This window comes from Rhizobium sp. BK512, from assembly GCF_014194915.1.
GTDB lineage: Bacteria > Pseudomonadota > Alphaproteobacteria > Rhizobiales > Rhizobiaceae > Rhizobium.
On sequence record NZ_JACIAS010000013.1, the window covers coordinates 81355 to 95788 of the forward strand.

General features: G+C 60.3%; 14 protein-coding genes. 4 read left to right on the plus strand and 10 right to left on the minus strand.

The window, feature by feature from the left end; all coding sequences use genetic code 11:
* Window position 1: 1 nt before the first annotated feature.
* A complete protein-coding gene (locus FHX06_RS33055; RefSeq protein WP_112545417.1) occupies window positions 2–562 on the plus strand; it encodes a slr1658 superfamily regulator in 561 nt (186 codons plus the stop codon).
* A 7-nt stretch (window positions 563–569) separates the two neighbouring features.
* On the plus strand, window positions 570–908 hold the full coding sequence (locus FHX06_RS33060) for a slr1659 superfamily regulator (RefSeq protein WP_112545418.1): 339 nt from the start codon (window positions 570–572) through the stop codon (window positions 906–908).
* 334 nt (window positions 909–1242) lie between these two features.
* On the opposite strand, the gene FHX06_RS33065 is transcribed toward FHX06_RS33060, so the two are convergent.
* Window positions 1243–2637 carry a mercuric reductase gene (locus tag FHX06_RS33065; RefSeq protein ID WP_113210284.1) on the minus strand — a complete coding sequence of 465 codons (1395 nt, stop codon included), beginning with the start codon at window positions 2635–2637 and terminating at the stop codon, window positions 1243–1245.
* Between the two features lie 151 nt (window positions 2638–2788).
* Here FHX06_RS33065 and FHX06_RS33070 point away from each other — a divergent pair, with 151 nt between their 5' ends.
* Window positions 2789–3826: an AraC family transcriptional regulator gene (locus FHX06_RS33070; protein WP_113210283.1), complete on the plus strand. Its 1038-nt coding sequence runs from the start codon at window positions 2789–2791 to the stop codon at window positions 3824–3826.
* A 119-nt stretch (window positions 3827–3945) separates the two neighbouring features.
* On the opposite strand, the gene FHX06_RS33075 is transcribed toward FHX06_RS33070, so the two are convergent.
* Genes FHX06_RS33075 through FHX06_RS33115 form a run of 9 tightly spaced genes read right to left on the minus strand, consistent with a single transcriptional unit; the run spans window position 3946 to window position 13320 of the window.
* Window positions 3946–4830, minus strand: a complete 885-nt coding sequence (locus tag FHX06_RS33075) for an intradiol ring-cleavage dioxygenase (protein ID WP_113210282.1) — start codon at window positions 4828–4830, stop codon at window positions 3946–3948.
* A 7-nt stretch (window positions 4831–4837) separates the two neighbouring features.
* Window positions 4838–6592, minus strand: a complete 1755-nt coding sequence (locus FHX06_RS33080) for an FAD-dependent oxidoreductase (RefSeq protein ID WP_113210281.1) — start codon at window positions 6590–6592, stop codon at window positions 4838–4840.
* Window positions 6585–7700: a branched-chain amino acid ABC transporter permease gene (locus FHX06_RS33085; protein ID WP_113210280.1), complete on the minus strand. Its 1116-nt coding sequence runs from the start codon at window positions 7698–7700 to the stop codon at window positions 6585–6587. The genes FHX06_RS33080 and FHX06_RS33085 overlap by 8 nt, the downstream gene beginning before the upstream one ends.
* Window positions 7701–7709: 9 nt before the next feature.
* Window positions 7710–8573: a branched-chain amino acid ABC transporter permease gene (locus tag FHX06_RS33090; RefSeq protein WP_183882429.1), complete on the minus strand. Its 864-nt coding sequence runs from the start codon at window positions 8571–8573 to the stop codon at window positions 7710–7712.
* On the minus strand, window positions 8560–9282 hold the full coding sequence (locus FHX06_RS33095; RefSeq protein WP_113210278.1) for an ABC transporter ATP-binding protein: 723 nt from the start codon (window positions 9280–9282) through the stop codon (window positions 8560–8562). The genes FHX06_RS33090 and FHX06_RS33095 overlap by 14 nt, the downstream gene beginning before the upstream one ends.
* Entirely contained in the window at window positions 9282–10001 is a 720-nt protein-coding gene (locus tag FHX06_RS33100) for an ABC transporter ATP-binding protein (protein WP_113210277.1), read from the minus strand. The genes FHX06_RS33095 and FHX06_RS33100 overlap by 1 nt, the downstream gene beginning before the upstream one ends.
* A 53-nt stretch (window positions 10002–10054) precedes the next feature.
* Entirely contained in the window at window positions 10055–11335 is a 1281-nt protein-coding gene (locus FHX06_RS33105; protein WP_113210276.1) for an ABC transporter substrate-binding protein, read from the minus strand.
* Window positions 11336–11386: 51 nt separating this feature from the next.
* Complete coding sequence (locus FHX06_RS33110; RefSeq protein WP_113210275.1) at window positions 11387–12448, minus strand: maleylacetate reductase; 1062 nt, start codon at window positions 12446–12448, stop codon at window positions 11387–11389.
* Window positions 12445–13320 (minus strand): dioxygenase, encoded by an 876-nt coding sequence (locus FHX06_RS33115; RefSeq protein WP_113210274.1) that lies wholly within the window; start codon window positions 13318–13320, stop codon window positions 12445–12447. The genes FHX06_RS33110 and FHX06_RS33115 overlap by 4 nt, the downstream gene beginning before the upstream one ends.
* Window positions 13321–13418: 98 nt before the next feature.
* Here FHX06_RS33115 and FHX06_RS33120 point away from each other — a divergent pair, with 98 nt between their 5' ends.
* A complete protein-coding gene (locus FHX06_RS33120) occupies window positions 13419–14369 on the plus strand; it encodes a LysR family transcriptional regulator (RefSeq protein ID WP_112545429.1) in 951 nt (316 codons plus the stop codon).
* The last annotated feature ends 65 nt before the right edge of the window (window positions 14370–14434 follow it).

Sequence of the window (14434 nt, forward strand, 5' to 3'; positions counted from 1 at the left end):
CATGACACCGACGTTATATGGAATCGAAACTCTTGCAGGTGAGAACCTGGATGCAAGCACGCGTCTGACCTTGCACGACGGACCGCTTCAACTCGGGTGGAAACATTCGGGCATGACTTCGGACTTTATCGCAGAAGTTATGGCGCTGCCCTATTCCCACTCGAAGAGAGACTACACGCAAGCCCATCACGACATCGGCTATCTCAGCAACGAGCTGATCGAAAATGCCGTAAAATTTCGACGGCCAGGAGAAATCCTCATCGAAGCCGGAATATCCGACGGATGCTTTTTCATGAGGATAACGAACAACATCGATGGCGCATCGTCATCTCGTCTGCAGCAACTGCTGCACCGACTTCGCTCGACGGAACCTGGGGAACTCCTTCTGGAACGAATCGAAAGCAATGCCATATCCGAAGGGAGTGGCTCCGGTTTGGGTTTGCTCACCCTCTTAAGCGATTATGATGCAAAAATGGCGTGGGCATTCGAAGAGGCCGACGAGGACGAATTCAAACTGACGACGACAGCCTTGGTGGCTTTACCGCCCTCCTCCAATCTGTGAGCGAAAAATGGAAATCAGGGACGAAAACTTCCGTGTATGGGCTGAAAACAACGAAGTATATCTAGATGGTGTATTTCGGCTGGCAGGACCCGACGCCTACGCGCCTATTCATTCGATGATACTGGGGCTGCTCCATGGAGGTCACAAACAGGTAATATTCAACTTGACTGGCCTCGAGTTCCTCAACTCTTCCGGCATAAACCTGCTTGCCAAACTGACAATCGAGGCCAGGAAAATGGACGAGCTTCAGCTCGTTGTGAAAGGCACCAACCAATATCCCTGGCAAGCAAAATCGCTTCCGAATTTGAAAAAGCTGCATCCACTGGTTGATTTGCGCCTGGCGTAAAGTTTGCTGCTATCGGCGGAAAGGCATGACGACAGAAAACGAGCGATAGGTGCGCAGCGCATCGACGGAAGGCTATTTAGTGAAGACCTGGAAATGAGTTTCGGGGTTTTGCTATCAGATCGTGAAATGAACCTCTCCTAAGGCTGGGCATATATCTCAGATCCATCAAGCCAATCCTGTTTTCCTGCATACCCGCGGCTCGACGCGTGACCTCGTGATAAGCGCAAATGCATCGGCCCGAGGCTCACCCGACCGGTCGGACTGGCCGACCGGTGAGAGCGCAAGACCGATGTTGGTGTGATGCATTCTCCTGCGCCAAGAACGCCCTGATCAACTATTTCAGCGAGCGAATTCCAGCAAAAAGCGGGCCGAGGCCTTCCGCTATCGTCAGGTGCACGATTACCGCTTCGCGAAGCTGAGTATAGGGCAGTCCGCCCATCATTGCCGTTTGAACCACGGCCATGACCTCTCCGGCTTCGGAGCCGATCATCGTAAAACCCAGGATGCGATCATCATTCGCGCCTACAATAGCTTTCATGAAGCCTTGCGTCTCCTCGGTTGCTTCGGTGCGCAGCACATTTCCCATGGGCAGTGTCGCGACCCGATAGGCGATGCCCAGGCGCTGGGCTTCGCTTTCGCTCATGCCGACACGGGCAAGCGGAGGATCCGTAAACATCACATAGGGGATCTGGCGAGCGTCGGTGCGACGGTTGCCTCCCGCCATGTTGTCGCGAACGATCCGGAAATCATCGACAGACACATGCGTAAACTGCGGACTGCCGGCGCACTCGCCGATCGCCCAGACGCCGTCTTTCGTAGCTTCCAGACGTTCATTGACGCGAATGAATCCGCGAGTATCCAGTTCGACACCGGTCTTCTCAAGTCCGATGTCGGCCGTGTTTGGTACCCGACCGGCAGCCACCAGCAAGTCGCTGCCTTCGACGGTCCGGTTCCCGGCGTCGGTTTGAATTTCGACAACAACAGCATCCCCAGACAAGCCCCGCACCTGTGTCGGCCTGGCGCCTAGGATGACTTCGATACCTTCTGAGGCAAGTATGCGCTGTATCTCCTCGGCGACGTCAGCATCCTCCCGAGCCATCAACCGCTGCGATGGTTCGATAATGGTCACCCGGCTACCGAAGCGGCGGTATGCCTGCGCCATTTCAATACCCACATAGCCTCCTCCGAGCACGATCAGATGAGACGGCAGATAGTCGAGTTCGAGAGCCTCGATATGTGTCATTGCGCGCGCTGCCGGCAGGCCAGGGATATCCGGTATCGCAGCATGACTGCCGACATTCACCACCACCTGATTGCCGGAAAGCCTGCGCTGACCGCCATCGTTCAAGCTGACTTCGATGGTCTTCGGCCCGACGAACTTTCCCTCCCCCATGATGAGTTCGGCACCGCTTGCCTTATAGGCATCAAGGTGAAACGCGATCTCCCGATCGACCATCGCTTGCTTGCGCCGGCGGACGGCCGCCATATCGACGCTGACTGGTCCGGTCGCGGTACCGAATTCGGCCGCGTGCTGAACCAGATGAGCAACGCGTGCACTCCAGATCTCGTTTTTGCTGGGCAGACAGGCAACCGCCGGGCAGGAACCGCCGACCCACCTTCTTTCGACAACCGCAACTTTCTGACCGGAACGAGCCAGGTGCCAAGCGAGCAATTTACCGCCCTGGCCGCTGCCAAGGATCAGAGTGTCGAAATTCTCAATATCAGGCATGGGACTCTCCGTGAGCTGGCAGCAGCCGAGCGCTTCGAAGGCGATCTGCTTCTGCAATGACGATAGGAGCAGGTTATAATGACGGCATGATTTGATTAATGCCGATTTAGCTCATATTCATGCTCGATCAACTCATCTTGAAGGGATCGACATGTCACAAGGCATCGATTGGCTCAGTCGTCTGCTCGAAATGATGCCGGTCACCGGCAAGCTGGAGCTTCACTGCCTTTACGGTGCACCTTGGCGGGTTGCCTATGAACAAGGCCCCGTCCAGGACATCGTTTATCACGTGATATTGAGCGGCGAGGCATGGCTGAATGATAGTGACGGCAACAGAGAACAACGTCTCACGCCCGGCGACATCCTGCTGGTTCCCGCTGGAGCGCCTCACGTTCTGACCGATGGCAGCGGCGCCGAGCCGGGGAAGGCGACGCAGAGGCAAGGGCTGAATGTGGTGATCAGCGAGAATGCCGGCCAAGGCGAACGGCTGGACATGCTTTGTGGCCGCTTCGTGCTTGCCTCACCGCATGACCGACTGCTGGGGACTTACCTGCGTTCCCGGATGGTCGTACGGGGAACGTCTAACTCAGCGACGTCACCACAATCCGTGACGCGCCGACAGATGGAGGCCCTGGTGGCGCTCATGCGGGCCGAGGCGAACGTCGAGGGGATTGGCGGTCAGGCGATGCTGAATGCGTTCTCAGCAGCGCTGTTCACGCTGGCGCTCCGGCTGGCAAGTCAATCCCATGACGCACCACTCGGGCTGGTCGCCCTCGCAAGCCATGTCAGGCTCGCTCCTGCGATCAACGCGATATTCTTCGAACCCGCCCGCCCATGGACGCTTTCGAAACTTGCAAGCCTCTGCAACTTGTCTCGTGCAAGTTTGGCGCGCTACTTCCAGAGCAGTTTGGGCCGCTCCGCTACCGACCTTCTCCAGGACGTTCGCATCACGCTCGCTGCGAATGCGCTGCGGGTGCAGACGACATCGACCGCTGCGGCAGCCGATCTGGCCGGTTATCGATCTGAAGCTGCCTTCCAGCGTGCCTTCAAGCAGCATCTGGGATTGACCCCGGCCCAATGGCGCGCCTCGCGGATGGCCAAAGAGACGGCGGACACGGACGATGCATCCGCCGCCGCCCCTCAACGAGGCCGGCATCAACGGCTTCGGAATGCGTCGAAAGAAGCCTGAACTTTTCCAGCATATTCCGAGGAATATCAGTCTCTCAGCGCCAACCGGCAGCCGCATGCCATTGACGCCCTTTGCGACGACGAGACACCTTTGGTCGAAGCGGCAACCACCTGTCCCGACTAAGAATTAACTGGCGCCAGCACGAAATCGTGCTCGACCTGCCAGAATTTCCCCTCGAAGCCGAGTTCCCTGGCGTGCGCGGGATCCTCAGTCAATCTGAAGTCGGCGAGAAGGCTCTCCTTGACGCCAAACACCGCGTCCGAACGGATATAGGGATCGTCGGGATCAAAGATGTGTGTGACGAGCGTCTCGAACCCTTCCGCCTTGATGATGTAGTGCAGATGCGCCGGCCTGTAGGGGTGACGGCCGAGCGCGCCCAGCATCTGCCCAACCGGCCCGTCATCGGGAATCGGGTAATATTTGGGCTTGACCGCGCGGAACCAGTAGCGCCCGTCCTCACCCGTTCGGAAGACGCCGCGCAGATTGAAATCCGGCTGAATACCCTGCTGCTGCACGTCATAGAAACCTTCGTCATTGGCCTGCCAGACATCGAGAACGGCGCCGGCGATCGGCTTGCCGTCGGTATCCAGTATGCGGCCGCTGATGACCATGTCTTCGCCCTTATGGTCGAGGCAGATATTGGCGCCCATAGGCAATTCTGGCGCGTCGGCGACATGGAATGGGCCGAGCACGGTGCTTTCCGAGGCGCCGGTGGGTTTGCGATTGTTGATCGCGTCGACCAGCATCGAAACACCGAGCACATCTGACAGCAGAATGAATTCCTGCCGCCAGTCGGTGCAAGTATGGCCGGTGCGCGTGAGGAAGAGGATCGCATCCATCCACTCCTCCTGCGTCGGCTCGAGTTCCTTCACCGCCTCGTGGAGCTTGCGGGTGACGACCTCCATGATCTGCTTCAGCCGTTCGCTCTTTGCCCCCGCATTGCGGCTTATGACGACATCGACGGAATTTTCCTCGGTGAAATAACCGTTTTCTTCAGCACCCATAACGACCTCACCGATCCAGGATTGTTTTCAGCACGCGGCGCAGTTCTGCTTCCGGCTCGGAGGCCGCTACATGTGAACGCCAAGCGACATGATGGTCGGGACGAACGAGCAGGGCGCCGGAATCGCTGATCTCGCGGGCGCGTGCCCAGTCTCCCGTCAGGTCCTGCCAAATCTGGCGGGGACCGATCTTGTGCACAGTGATCGGCACTCCGAATTCCTTTGAAAGCGCCTTTGCTGCGGAAATCCAGCCGTCGCCACCGATCCCGGTCAGGATCGTGAAGAACCCGTGACCGGTGAGATCGAGACTGGAAACCTTTTCTCCCTGCGCCCCGAACAACCAGACATGCGGAAGCCGTGCACCTGGCCAGGTGGTCGGCTGGCAATGAAGTTCGGCATCCTTTTCGAAGGCGGGCTCCGCCTGCCCGTCCTTGACGACCGCGTTCGATGCATAGCGATGATTCATTTCGACGCCATGAGCATCAAATTCATAGACCTTATAGGCAATGGCATCGCGGATTGCCGCGCGCTGGCGTTCGGCAGCCTCACCGTCATCACAACGTGCGTCCATGTTCTGCTGCATCTTGACGGGATCGACGGAATCCAGGAGGCCAAGCGCCTTGAATATCGGACCGAATTCCTCGATCGACTTGTTGGCGCGAGTGACGATCTGTTTGGCGATCGGCGCGCGCTCGGCCTGATAGCTGTCGAGGAGGCCCATTCCGGCCTGTCCTCGGATCACCATGGCAAGCTTCCAGGCGAGGTTGAACCCATCCTGGATCGAGGTGTTGGAGCCCAAGCCATTCGATGGCGGATGACGGTGCACTGCGTCGCCCATGCAGAAGACCCGGCCGCTCGACAGGGTCGTCGCATACATGTTGTTGACCGTCCAGGTGGAGACCGACTTGATCTTTGGTTCAAGGTCGGGAACGCCGACCAGTTCACGCACAACCTTGGTTGCAAAGGCGTTGTCGACGGCAGGTGCCGGCTGGTTAATGTCATAGCCCCAGACGATCAACCACTCATTCCAGGGCCGCACCATGCGCACGAGGCCCATGCCGATACCGCCTACATCCGCGCCCGGCTGCAGTACCCAGTAGAGCACGGAAGGACGATGGGCGACATAACGCGACAGATCAGCCTCGAAGAGGATGTTCATGGAACCGGCAACGCCCATGCGGCCCTCGAAGGACAGGCCGGCATGTTCGGCGACCTTCGAATTGCCGCCGTCTGCGCCGACGAGGAATGTCGAACGGATCGTCACTTCCTTGCCCGTCAAGCGGTCGAGGCAGGTCGTCGTGACCCCATCCGCGTCCTGGACGTGGCTCAAATATTCGGTCGACATGCGCGACTGGGCGCCGCGCGAGCAGGCCGTCTTGAAGAGCAGCGGCTCCATATAGGTCTGCGGCAGGTCGTTCATCCGCCCTGGCGAGGACAGGAGATGCTCGGCACGTGACAGTGGATGATTGCCCCAGCTCTGCATGCGGCCGATTTCCTCGCCGGCCACCGCCGTACAGAAGACGTTCTGGCCCATCAGGTCCTGTTCGGTCGCAAAGAGATATGCCTCATCTTCAACGTCCCGGCCGAGATCGCGCAGGACCTCCATCGTGCGCTGGTTGGTGATATGCGCGCGTGGCGTATTGGCGAGCCAGCGGTAGCGATTGATGATAAGCGGCTCCAGACCGTAGCTCGCAAGCAATGCGGCGGTCGCCGAACCCGCAGGTCCCGTGCCTATGATCAAGACGTCGGTGGTGATGTCAGCCATTCGGCCCTCCCTTTTCATTTGGTACAACAGGTCCGCCCCTGAGCAGGCGACGAACCGGAAAGAGTTCGAAGCCGGTACGGTCGGATATCAGCCCCCAGAGACCCCGGGGTGCAAACAGCATGGTGACGACGGCGAGCGCTCCAAGTGCCAGAAGGTACCAGGAGCCGTAGGCCGAAAAGGCATTCTGCAGGAAGAAGAAGACCAGCACGCCAAGGATCGGCCCTTCGATCGTGCCGATCCCGCCGATGACGGTGATGAAGATGACATAGGCCGTCCAGTCGGTCAGCGAGAAGGCGGCGTCGGGCGATATGCGCGCCTTCTGGAGATAGATGAGCGCACCGATGATGCCGGTAATGAAGGCCGTGAGCAGATAGATCATCGTCTTCAACCGGCGTGTATCGACGCCCAGCGCACGCGCCGCCGTCTCATTGTCGCGCACTGCGGCAAGCCCGAGACCCTGCCGGCTGCGCAACAGCTTGTAGACGATTGCAATGGTGACGGCCGCAACGATCAGCGCGAGCCAGAAGGACAGGGCATCGGCTGCCGCTGCCGCGCGCATGCCGAACCAGTCGTCAAGGAGGGAAACGCCGAGCATGTCACGGGTCGCATCCCGCGGCAGCGATGTGCCGGTGCCGCCGCCGAGCGCCTTCCATTGGGCAAGCAGCAGCCGCCCGACTTCGGCGATCACCCACGTTCCGATCGCAAAATAGGGACCGTATAGGCGAAAGGCGAAGAACGCGGTCGGCACGGCGATGAGCATGGCCGAAACGCCGGCAAGCGGAATGGCGAATATCGGGTCGAGGCCGGCAAGAATGACAAGGCCGAAGAGAGCATAGGCGCCGCAACCGACGAAGAGCTGCTGGCCGACCGAAATCAGCCCCGCATAACCTGCAAGCAGGTTCCAGCTCTGCGCCAGCGTCAGCATCGTCAGAATGAAGAACAGATCCTGTACTACGCCGCGCGACAGCAAAAGCGGTGCGACCGCAAGGGCGGCGAACACAACCAGGCAGACGAATGAAAAGGCCCGCGACAGCCGTGTGCCAGTTTCGATCCGCCAGTCCTGATATGCCTGGCCATCGCTCGTCATCGTTTCCAAACCCGTGGTCATGGCGCGGCCTCAATCGACAGCGCGCGGAAAGAGGCCGCGCGAACGCAGGAGCAGGACGATCAGGAAGGCGAGATGCCCGGCAAGGATCTGCCATTCCGGATTGACGGCGGCGCCGATCGTCTGCGCCAGCCCGAGGATGATGCCGCCGGCAAGTGTGCCCCAGAGCGATCCGAGACCGCCGATGATCACCGCTTCGAAAGCATAGATCAGCCGCGCCGGCCCGGCTGTCGGATCGAAATTCGCCCGCATGCCGAGATAGAGTGCGGCGATGGTCACGATCATCATCGCCAGGCCCGTGGCGATGGCGAAGATCGAATTCGGGCGAATGCCCATCAGGCCGGCGGTGACCACATCATCCGACGTCGCGCGGAAGGCGCGCCCAAGGGCCGTGCGATAGATGAGCTGGTTCAAGGCGACGATGACCACGACTGCCGAGCCGAAGGTCAGGAGCGGCATCAGACCGGCATTGATGCTCCCCAGTTGCAGCGACGCCGTCTCCAGCGAGCCGGCGGAGATCCTTCTGCTGTCGGCCGTGAAGGCCTCCAGAAGGCCGTTCTGGATGACGATGGAGAGGCCAAAGGTCACGAGCAGTGGCGGCAGGACGTCCTTGCCGAGCGTGCGGTTGAGAAGGTGGTATTGCAGCAGCCAGCCGATCGCAAACATCAGGGGTGCGGCAATCAGCGCCGCAACGAATGGATCGAGGCCGAGCGACGAAACGAGAAGCAGGATCAAGAACGCTGCCAGCACGATGAGGTCACCGTGGGCGAGATTGACAAGCCGCATGATCCCGAAGACCAGACTGAGGCCAGCCGCAAACAGCGCATAGAGCCCGCCAAGCAATACCCCTTGAAGAACCGTATCAAGCCAGTTCATCGCTCTCCGCTCCGAAATAGGCTGCATGGATTTCGGCCCTGTCGAGATCGGCAGGGCGCCCGGTGAGTGTGATCCGTCCCTCCATCATGCAATAGACACGATCGGCGACCTTCAGGGCCTGGGCGATGTCCTGCTCAACGACGACGATCGCCATCCCGGATGCACGAATACGAGTGAAGGCAGCGTAGATGTCCTTGATGACGACAGGCGCCAGGCCGAGGCTGAGCTCATCGCAGAGAAGGATTTCCGGGTTCGACATCAGGGCCCGGCCGATTGCCACCATCTGCTGTTGGCCGCCGGAAAGCGCTGTCGCCGGACTGCCGCGTCGCTCTTTCAGGACAGGAAACAGAGCGTAGACGCTTTCCAACGACCACGGTCCGGAGCGCTTGCAGCCATAGCCGCCGATCTGCAGGTTTTCTTCCACCGTCAGCGAAGCGAAGAGCTTGCGCCCTTCCGGCACGAGAGCGATGCCGCGACGCACGACATCAAAGGCAGGCACTGCACCGATCGCCTCGCCCCGATGCAGGACCATGTCCGCCCGGTTCGCAATCACGCCAGCGATCGATCGCATCAGCGTCGACTTTCCCGCTCCGTTGGCGCCGATGACGGCAATCGTCTCACCGACATCGAGATCAATGTCGATGCCGAAAATAGCCTGGAAGTCGCCGTAAAAAGCCTTCAGGCCGCGGATCTCAAGAAGGCTTGCCATCAGACCTCCATACCGAGATAGATGGTGCGCACCTCGTCCGAAGCCATGATCGCCTCCGGCGCACCGATGCCGACGACCCGTCCGAAATTGAGGACCAGGATGCGCTCGGCAACCGCCGTCAGCGCATGCAGCACGTGCTCGATCCAGATGATGGTCATGCCGCGCTGATGAACGCGCCTGATCGTCGCGACCAGCTGCCGGCACTCCCCCTCCGTCAGGCCGCCAGCGATTTCGTCGAGGAGCAGAAGCTTCGGCTTGGTAGCAAGCGCGCGGGCGAGTTCCAGCCGTTTACGCTCCAAAAGGGTGAGCGATGCCGCCGGCCTGTTGGCTTTCGCAATCAGACCGGTCTCGACCAGAATATCGGCGCAGAAGCCTGCGACATCGGCTTCCCTCGCCCGGGTACCAAAAGCGCCTGCGACCAGAAGGTTTTCATAGACAGTCAGGCGCTCGAAAGGTTGCGGGATCTGGAAGGTGCGGCCCATGCCGGCAAGGCAGCGCTGCATCGGCGGCGCACGGGTAACGTCGCGGCCGTCGAAGCTGATGGCTCCGCCTGCAACGGACAGATTGCCGTTGATCAGATTGAAGAGCGTGGATTTGCCGGCGCCATTCGGTCCGATGACCCCGAGCGCCTCGCCAGGCTCGACCGAAAAGCTGATATCCTCTGCAACGACGAGCGCGCCGAAGGACTTCGAGACATCATTAAGTTCCAGGATGGGCATCGGCCAATCTCCGCGAGTATCCGCCCGGCCGCAGAGCCGGGCGGACGTGCGCCCTACGCAAGGGCTTCGAGCTTGCCGCCGAGCGGCACGTTGGGTGCAAGGCCATTTTCGACGACGACGAGATCGTAGCCGCCGCCCGATTTCAGCCGCCACTGACCGCCGACCAGCGGCGTCTTGGCGACGTTTTTCTGAGCGAAAGGCGGAAGCTTCTCATTGCCCCAGGCAATCGGTCCGACCAGCGTATCGAGCTTGGTTTCCCCGATCGCCTTCGCCACCGCATCACCGTCGCTGACATCGCCGGCGCGCTTCATGACGTCGACGGCGAGTTCGAACAGGGCATGGGCAAAGCCGATCGGCTGCGTCCAGGGACGACCGGTGGATTTCGTAAAGGCGTCAGCAACCGCAGCCGTAGTCTCACCGGTCAGCGAGGATTTGAACGGATGGCTCGGTGTCCACCAGACTTCCGTCGACAGATTGTGGCCGGCATTGCCAAGCGCCTCGACGGTCTGCGGGAAAAGAAGCGCCTTGCCGATCGAGGCAATCTTCGGCTTCAGACCCTGCTGCTTGGCCTGGTTCCAGAAGGTGGTGAGGTCGGGCGGGATCATCACGCCTGTCAGGATTTCGGTTTGCGCCTGCTTGAAGGCGTTGATCTGTGCGGAGAAATCATCCGTCAGGTTCTGGTAGCGGCCGGTATCGGTCAAACCATAACCGAGCTTTTCGAGCACGGGCGGAAAGCCGACGACCTTGTCGCCCCAGGCATTGCCATCTCCGTCGTTCGGAAACAGCCCGCCGATCTTCTTGTTGGTTTCGATCTGGCCCCACATGCCGGTGAAGACGGCAATGATATCCTCCAGCCCCCAGAAGAAATGGTAGGCATAGTCGAAGGGCTTCCATGAGGCAGGGTCGCCCGGATTACCCTGCTGGCCGATAAACCAGGGCTGCCAGGGCGCGACCGTCGAAATGCAGGGCATGCCCTCGCCTTCGCAGGTCGTGGAAACCGGGTTGGTCGTCTCCGGCGTCGAGGATACCAGAATGAGGTTGATCTGGTCGTCGACGATCAGTTCCTTGGCAACTTCGGCGGCTCGGTTGGGGTTGGACTGGCTGTCCTTGACCACGACTTCATAGCTGAGGCCGAGCTTCTTGGTCGTTGCCAGGAAGGAATCGATGACGAACTTGTCAGCCTCGCCGAAAGCGGCAAGCGGACCGGTCTGCGGACTGACGTAACCAAGTTTGATAGCCGCCGTCTGGCCGATTGCTGGCGCAGCCAGGCCGGACGCAGCAAGCGCGGCTCCGCCGGCGGCCGTCCTCTTCAGAAAATCGCGTCTCGTAAACATGTATCCTCCCATTTTCCTCTCCTCCCAAAGAGCGCGTGATCCGGCAGATCTTCAATCTACCGGCCGGCGGCCTTCCCAGGCCTCCTGCAAGAGCGCCCGGATCGAATCCCGATCGATGGGGCGCGGGTTCCAGTAAGGATTTTCGACGGCGATCGATGCAGCGCGGTCGAGATCGGCCTGTGACAATCCGAATTCCTTGAGCGACAAAGGTGCGCCGATCGTTTTGGCAAAATCCCAAAGCCCGCCGCCGATCGAACCGCCAAAGATGTCGGCTGCCGTAGCAAGTTCCGATGCTGCCGCCTTGGCGTTGAACGCGGCCGTATGCGGTAGCATCACCGCATGGGTTTCAGCATGCGGGGTTTCAAAAGAACCGCCCAGCGTGTGGCAAATTTTGTGATGCAACGCCATGCCGACAGTGCCGAGCACCGTGCCGCAGAGCCAGGCGCCATAGAGCGCTTCATTTCGGGCGCCCGCGTCATCGGGCCTTTCGACGATTACGGGCAGGCTGCGGGAAAAGGCGCGTAGGCCCTCAAGGGCCATCAGGGTCGAAATCGGATTGCGATCGCGCGCATAGAGACCCTCGACGGCATGCGCCATGGCATTGAGCCCGCTCGTCACGCTCATCGAAACGGGCAGTCCCAGGGTCAACGCCGGATCGTAGATGACGATTTCCGGCAGGATCCGTGCGTCGCGAACAGTCGTCTTACGACCGCCTTCCGTCTGGCCAAGAATGGGGGTGACTTCCGAGCCGGCATAGGTGGTTGGCACGACGATCTGCGGAAGGTCGGTGCGATAGGCAATCGCCTTGCCGAGCCCCGTCGTCGATCCTCCGCCGAGCGAGACCACACAATCCGCCCTGGTTTCGGCCACGACCTTCATCGCGGCCTCGGTCACGTCGACGGGCGTGTGCATGACCGCGCCGGCAAAGACGCCACAGGCAAGCGGGCCAATGTCGCGGGCCAGTGCTTCGGCATCGGCCCTCTGATGCGGCGTCGAAAGGACCAGTGCCCGCTTGCAACCGGCATTGGCAATCCATTCAGCCAGTTTGTTTTTACTGCCCGTACCGAAGACGATCTGCGCAGGACTGCCCGCATAGGAGAATGGGCCGATCATGCCGCCCTCCCCGGTTTTGCCCGGACCATGACGAAGGTAAGTTTGACCGCCTTTGCGCTGCGACCGTCGACCTCGAGGGGATCGAAAGAGGTGACGAGTTCGGGCCGCACGCCAAACAGCGCGTCTTCGTGCAGATGCGGATCACTCGCGTCGTAGACATGCGTCGTAATCGTCTCGAAGCCTTTCGCACGCACAACGAAATGCAGATGCGCCGGCCGGCGCAACGGATAACCGGCCGCAGACAGCAGCCTGCCGACAGGACCGTCGGCCGGCACGCCGTAGCCGGACGGAACAACGGAGCGATAGGAAAAACACCCCTGTGCATCGGTTCTGAACAGGCCGCGCAGATTATGTTCCGGCTGGAGATCCGGTTGCTGATTCTCGTAGAAGCCCTCTGCATTGGCCTGCCAGGTCACCACCTCAGCATCCGCGACCGGGAGGCCGTCGAGATCTTGGACACAAACCGAGACCAACAGTGGTTCGCCGATGCCATCGAGTGAAATCGACGAAGCCGAAGCACGTTCCGGCGCATCGGCCCGGAAGAACGGGCCGCGGATGGTATTGGGCGTCGCCCCCTTGGGCCGACGCGAATTGATATCTTCCACGAGTGCCGAAGCGCCGATCAGATCGGACAGGAGGACCCATTCCTGCCGGCGCTCGTCCGAGGCATGACCAACCTCCGTCAGAAAAGCGATGAACCTTCGCCACTCGTCCTGGGTCGGCCGAAATTGTTTGATGAGGTCGTGCACATGGGTCACGGCGGCGGCGAGCAGTTCGACCAGCCTATCGTCCCGACCGGAAGAAAAGCGCTCGGCGAAGGCTTCGGACGAAGTAGCCTCGCTGAATGTCAGCGGTTGAGAGCGCCCCGCCATGCCAATCCTCCCGACTTGCTCTGCGACAGTATCGAGAGAATAGCAGGTGGAGACACATCGATTGATGATTTTGTTGGAAGATAATATAACAGATTGTTATGAAGATCGACGAGCGTCACCTGATCCAACTCGCGGCCGTCGTCAAGACCGGCGGCGTTACCGAAGGCGCGGCTTTGCTGGGGCTCGCGCAACCTGCCGTCTCGCGCACCTTGTCGATGCTGGAGAAACGCCTGGGCGAGCCGCTGTTCGTCAAGGGCCGTCGCCCGCTGCAGCCGACAGCTTTTGGTCTCGCTCTCGCCGAGCACGGTTTCGTCATGCTGGCGTCCTCACGCAAGGCCTCCGATCTCGTCGAGAGTTTCAGGGTCGGCAAGAGCGGCGTCGTGCGCGTAGGCGGCACGCCCTTTTTCATGGACGGACTGATTGCCGGCATCTGTGCGGAGTTTCAGTCGAGCCACCCCGATGTACGCATCGACCAGAGCTACGGTTACTTCCCGGATCTCAGGGCGGCGTTGAAGGCCGACCAGATCGACCTTGCTATCTGTCCGATCGATATTCTCGACGAAGGGTCGGGGCTCGAGTTTCAGCAGATTCTTCCCGGCCGCAACGTTGTCGCCTGCCGGGTCACGCATCCCCTGCTCTTGAAGAGGCGGCCACAGCCGAGCCATCTTCTCGAATATCCTTGGGTCGCACCGCCACCGGGCAGCCCCTTGCTCGCGGACTTGCGCGCGCTGCTTCTCTCATTCGGCGCAACCGAGCTCAAGATCCGCTATTCGGGCGGCTCGCTGATGGCGGTGATCAACTATCTGAAAATGGCCGATGCGCTGACGATCATGCCCCATAGCGTCGTCTTTGCGCAGCGCAGAGACAAATCGATCACGGCACTGCCCATCACCATTCCGCATCCCGAACGAGCGTTGGCGATCCTCGGCCGTGTCGATGCGCCCCGTTCGCCCGCCGTCGACCAGTTTGCCACATTTGTCCGCTCTGGCTTCGAAAGTCTGAGGCACCTCATCAAACGCCACGAGGAGGCGGTCGTATGGGGTCTTTGATATGCCAGTCGCTCCGATCGTGACGCGTCAAAGCGTTTCGAACGAAAGCGAAACTGGTTCACAGA

What these genes read in the sequence shown, in the direction of transcription:
- FHX06_RS33055 (WP_112545417.1), top strand. Translation starts at nt 2, where the DNA reads ATGACACCGACGTTATATGGAATCGAAACTCTTGCAGGTGAGAACCTG.
- FHX06_RS33060 (WP_112545418.1), top strand. Translation starts at nt 570, where the DNA reads ATGGAAATCAGGGACGAAAACTTCCGTGTATGGGCTGAAAACAACGAA.
- FHX06_RS33065 (WP_113210284.1), bottom strand. Translation starts at nt 2,637, where the DNA reads ATGCCTGATATTGAGAATTTCGACACTCTGATCCTTGGCAGCGGCCAG.
- FHX06_RS33070 (WP_113210283.1), top strand. Translation starts at nt 2,789, where the DNA reads ATGTCACAAGGCATCGATTGGCTCAGTCGTCTGCTCGAAATGATGCCG.
- FHX06_RS33075 (WP_113210282.1), bottom strand. Translation starts at nt 4,830, where the DNA reads ATGGGTGCTGAAGAAAACGGTTATTTCACCGAGGAAAATTCCGTCGAT.
- FHX06_RS33080 (WP_113210281.1), bottom strand. Translation starts at nt 6,592, where the DNA reads ATGGCTGACATCACCACCGACGTCTTGATCATAGGCACGGGACCTGCG.
- FHX06_RS33085 (WP_113210280.1), bottom strand. Translation starts at nt 7,700, where the DNA reads ATGACCACGGGTTTGGAAACGATGACGAGCGATGGCCAGGCATATCAG.
- FHX06_RS33090 (WP_183882429.1), bottom strand. Translation starts at nt 8,573, where the DNA reads ATGAACTGGCTTGATACGGTTCTTCAAGGGGTATTGCTTGGCGGGCTC.
- FHX06_RS33095 (WP_113210278.1), bottom strand. Translation starts at nt 9,282, where the DNA reads ATGGCAAGCCTTCTTGAGATCCGCGGCCTGAAGGCTTTTTACGGCGAC.
- FHX06_RS33100 (WP_113210277.1), bottom strand. Translation starts at nt 10,001, where the DNA reads ATGCCCATCCTGGAACTTAATGATGTCTCGAAGTCCTTCGGCGCGCTC.
- FHX06_RS33105 (WP_113210276.1), bottom strand. Translation starts at nt 11,335, where the DNA reads ATGTTTACGAGACGCGATTTTCTGAAGAGGACGGCCGCCGGCGGAGCC.
- FHX06_RS33110 (WP_113210275.1), bottom strand. Translation starts at nt 12,448, where the DNA reads ATGATCGGCCCATTCTCCTATGCGGGCAGTCCTGCGCAGATCGTCTTC.
- FHX06_RS33115 (WP_113210274.1), bottom strand. Translation starts at nt 13,320, where the DNA reads ATGGCGGGGCGCTCTCAACCGCTGACATTCAGCGAGGCTACTTCGTCC.
- FHX06_RS33120 (WP_112545429.1), top strand. Translation starts at nt 13,419, where the DNA reads ATGAAGATCGACGAGCGTCACCTGATCCAACTCGCGGCCGTCGTCAAG.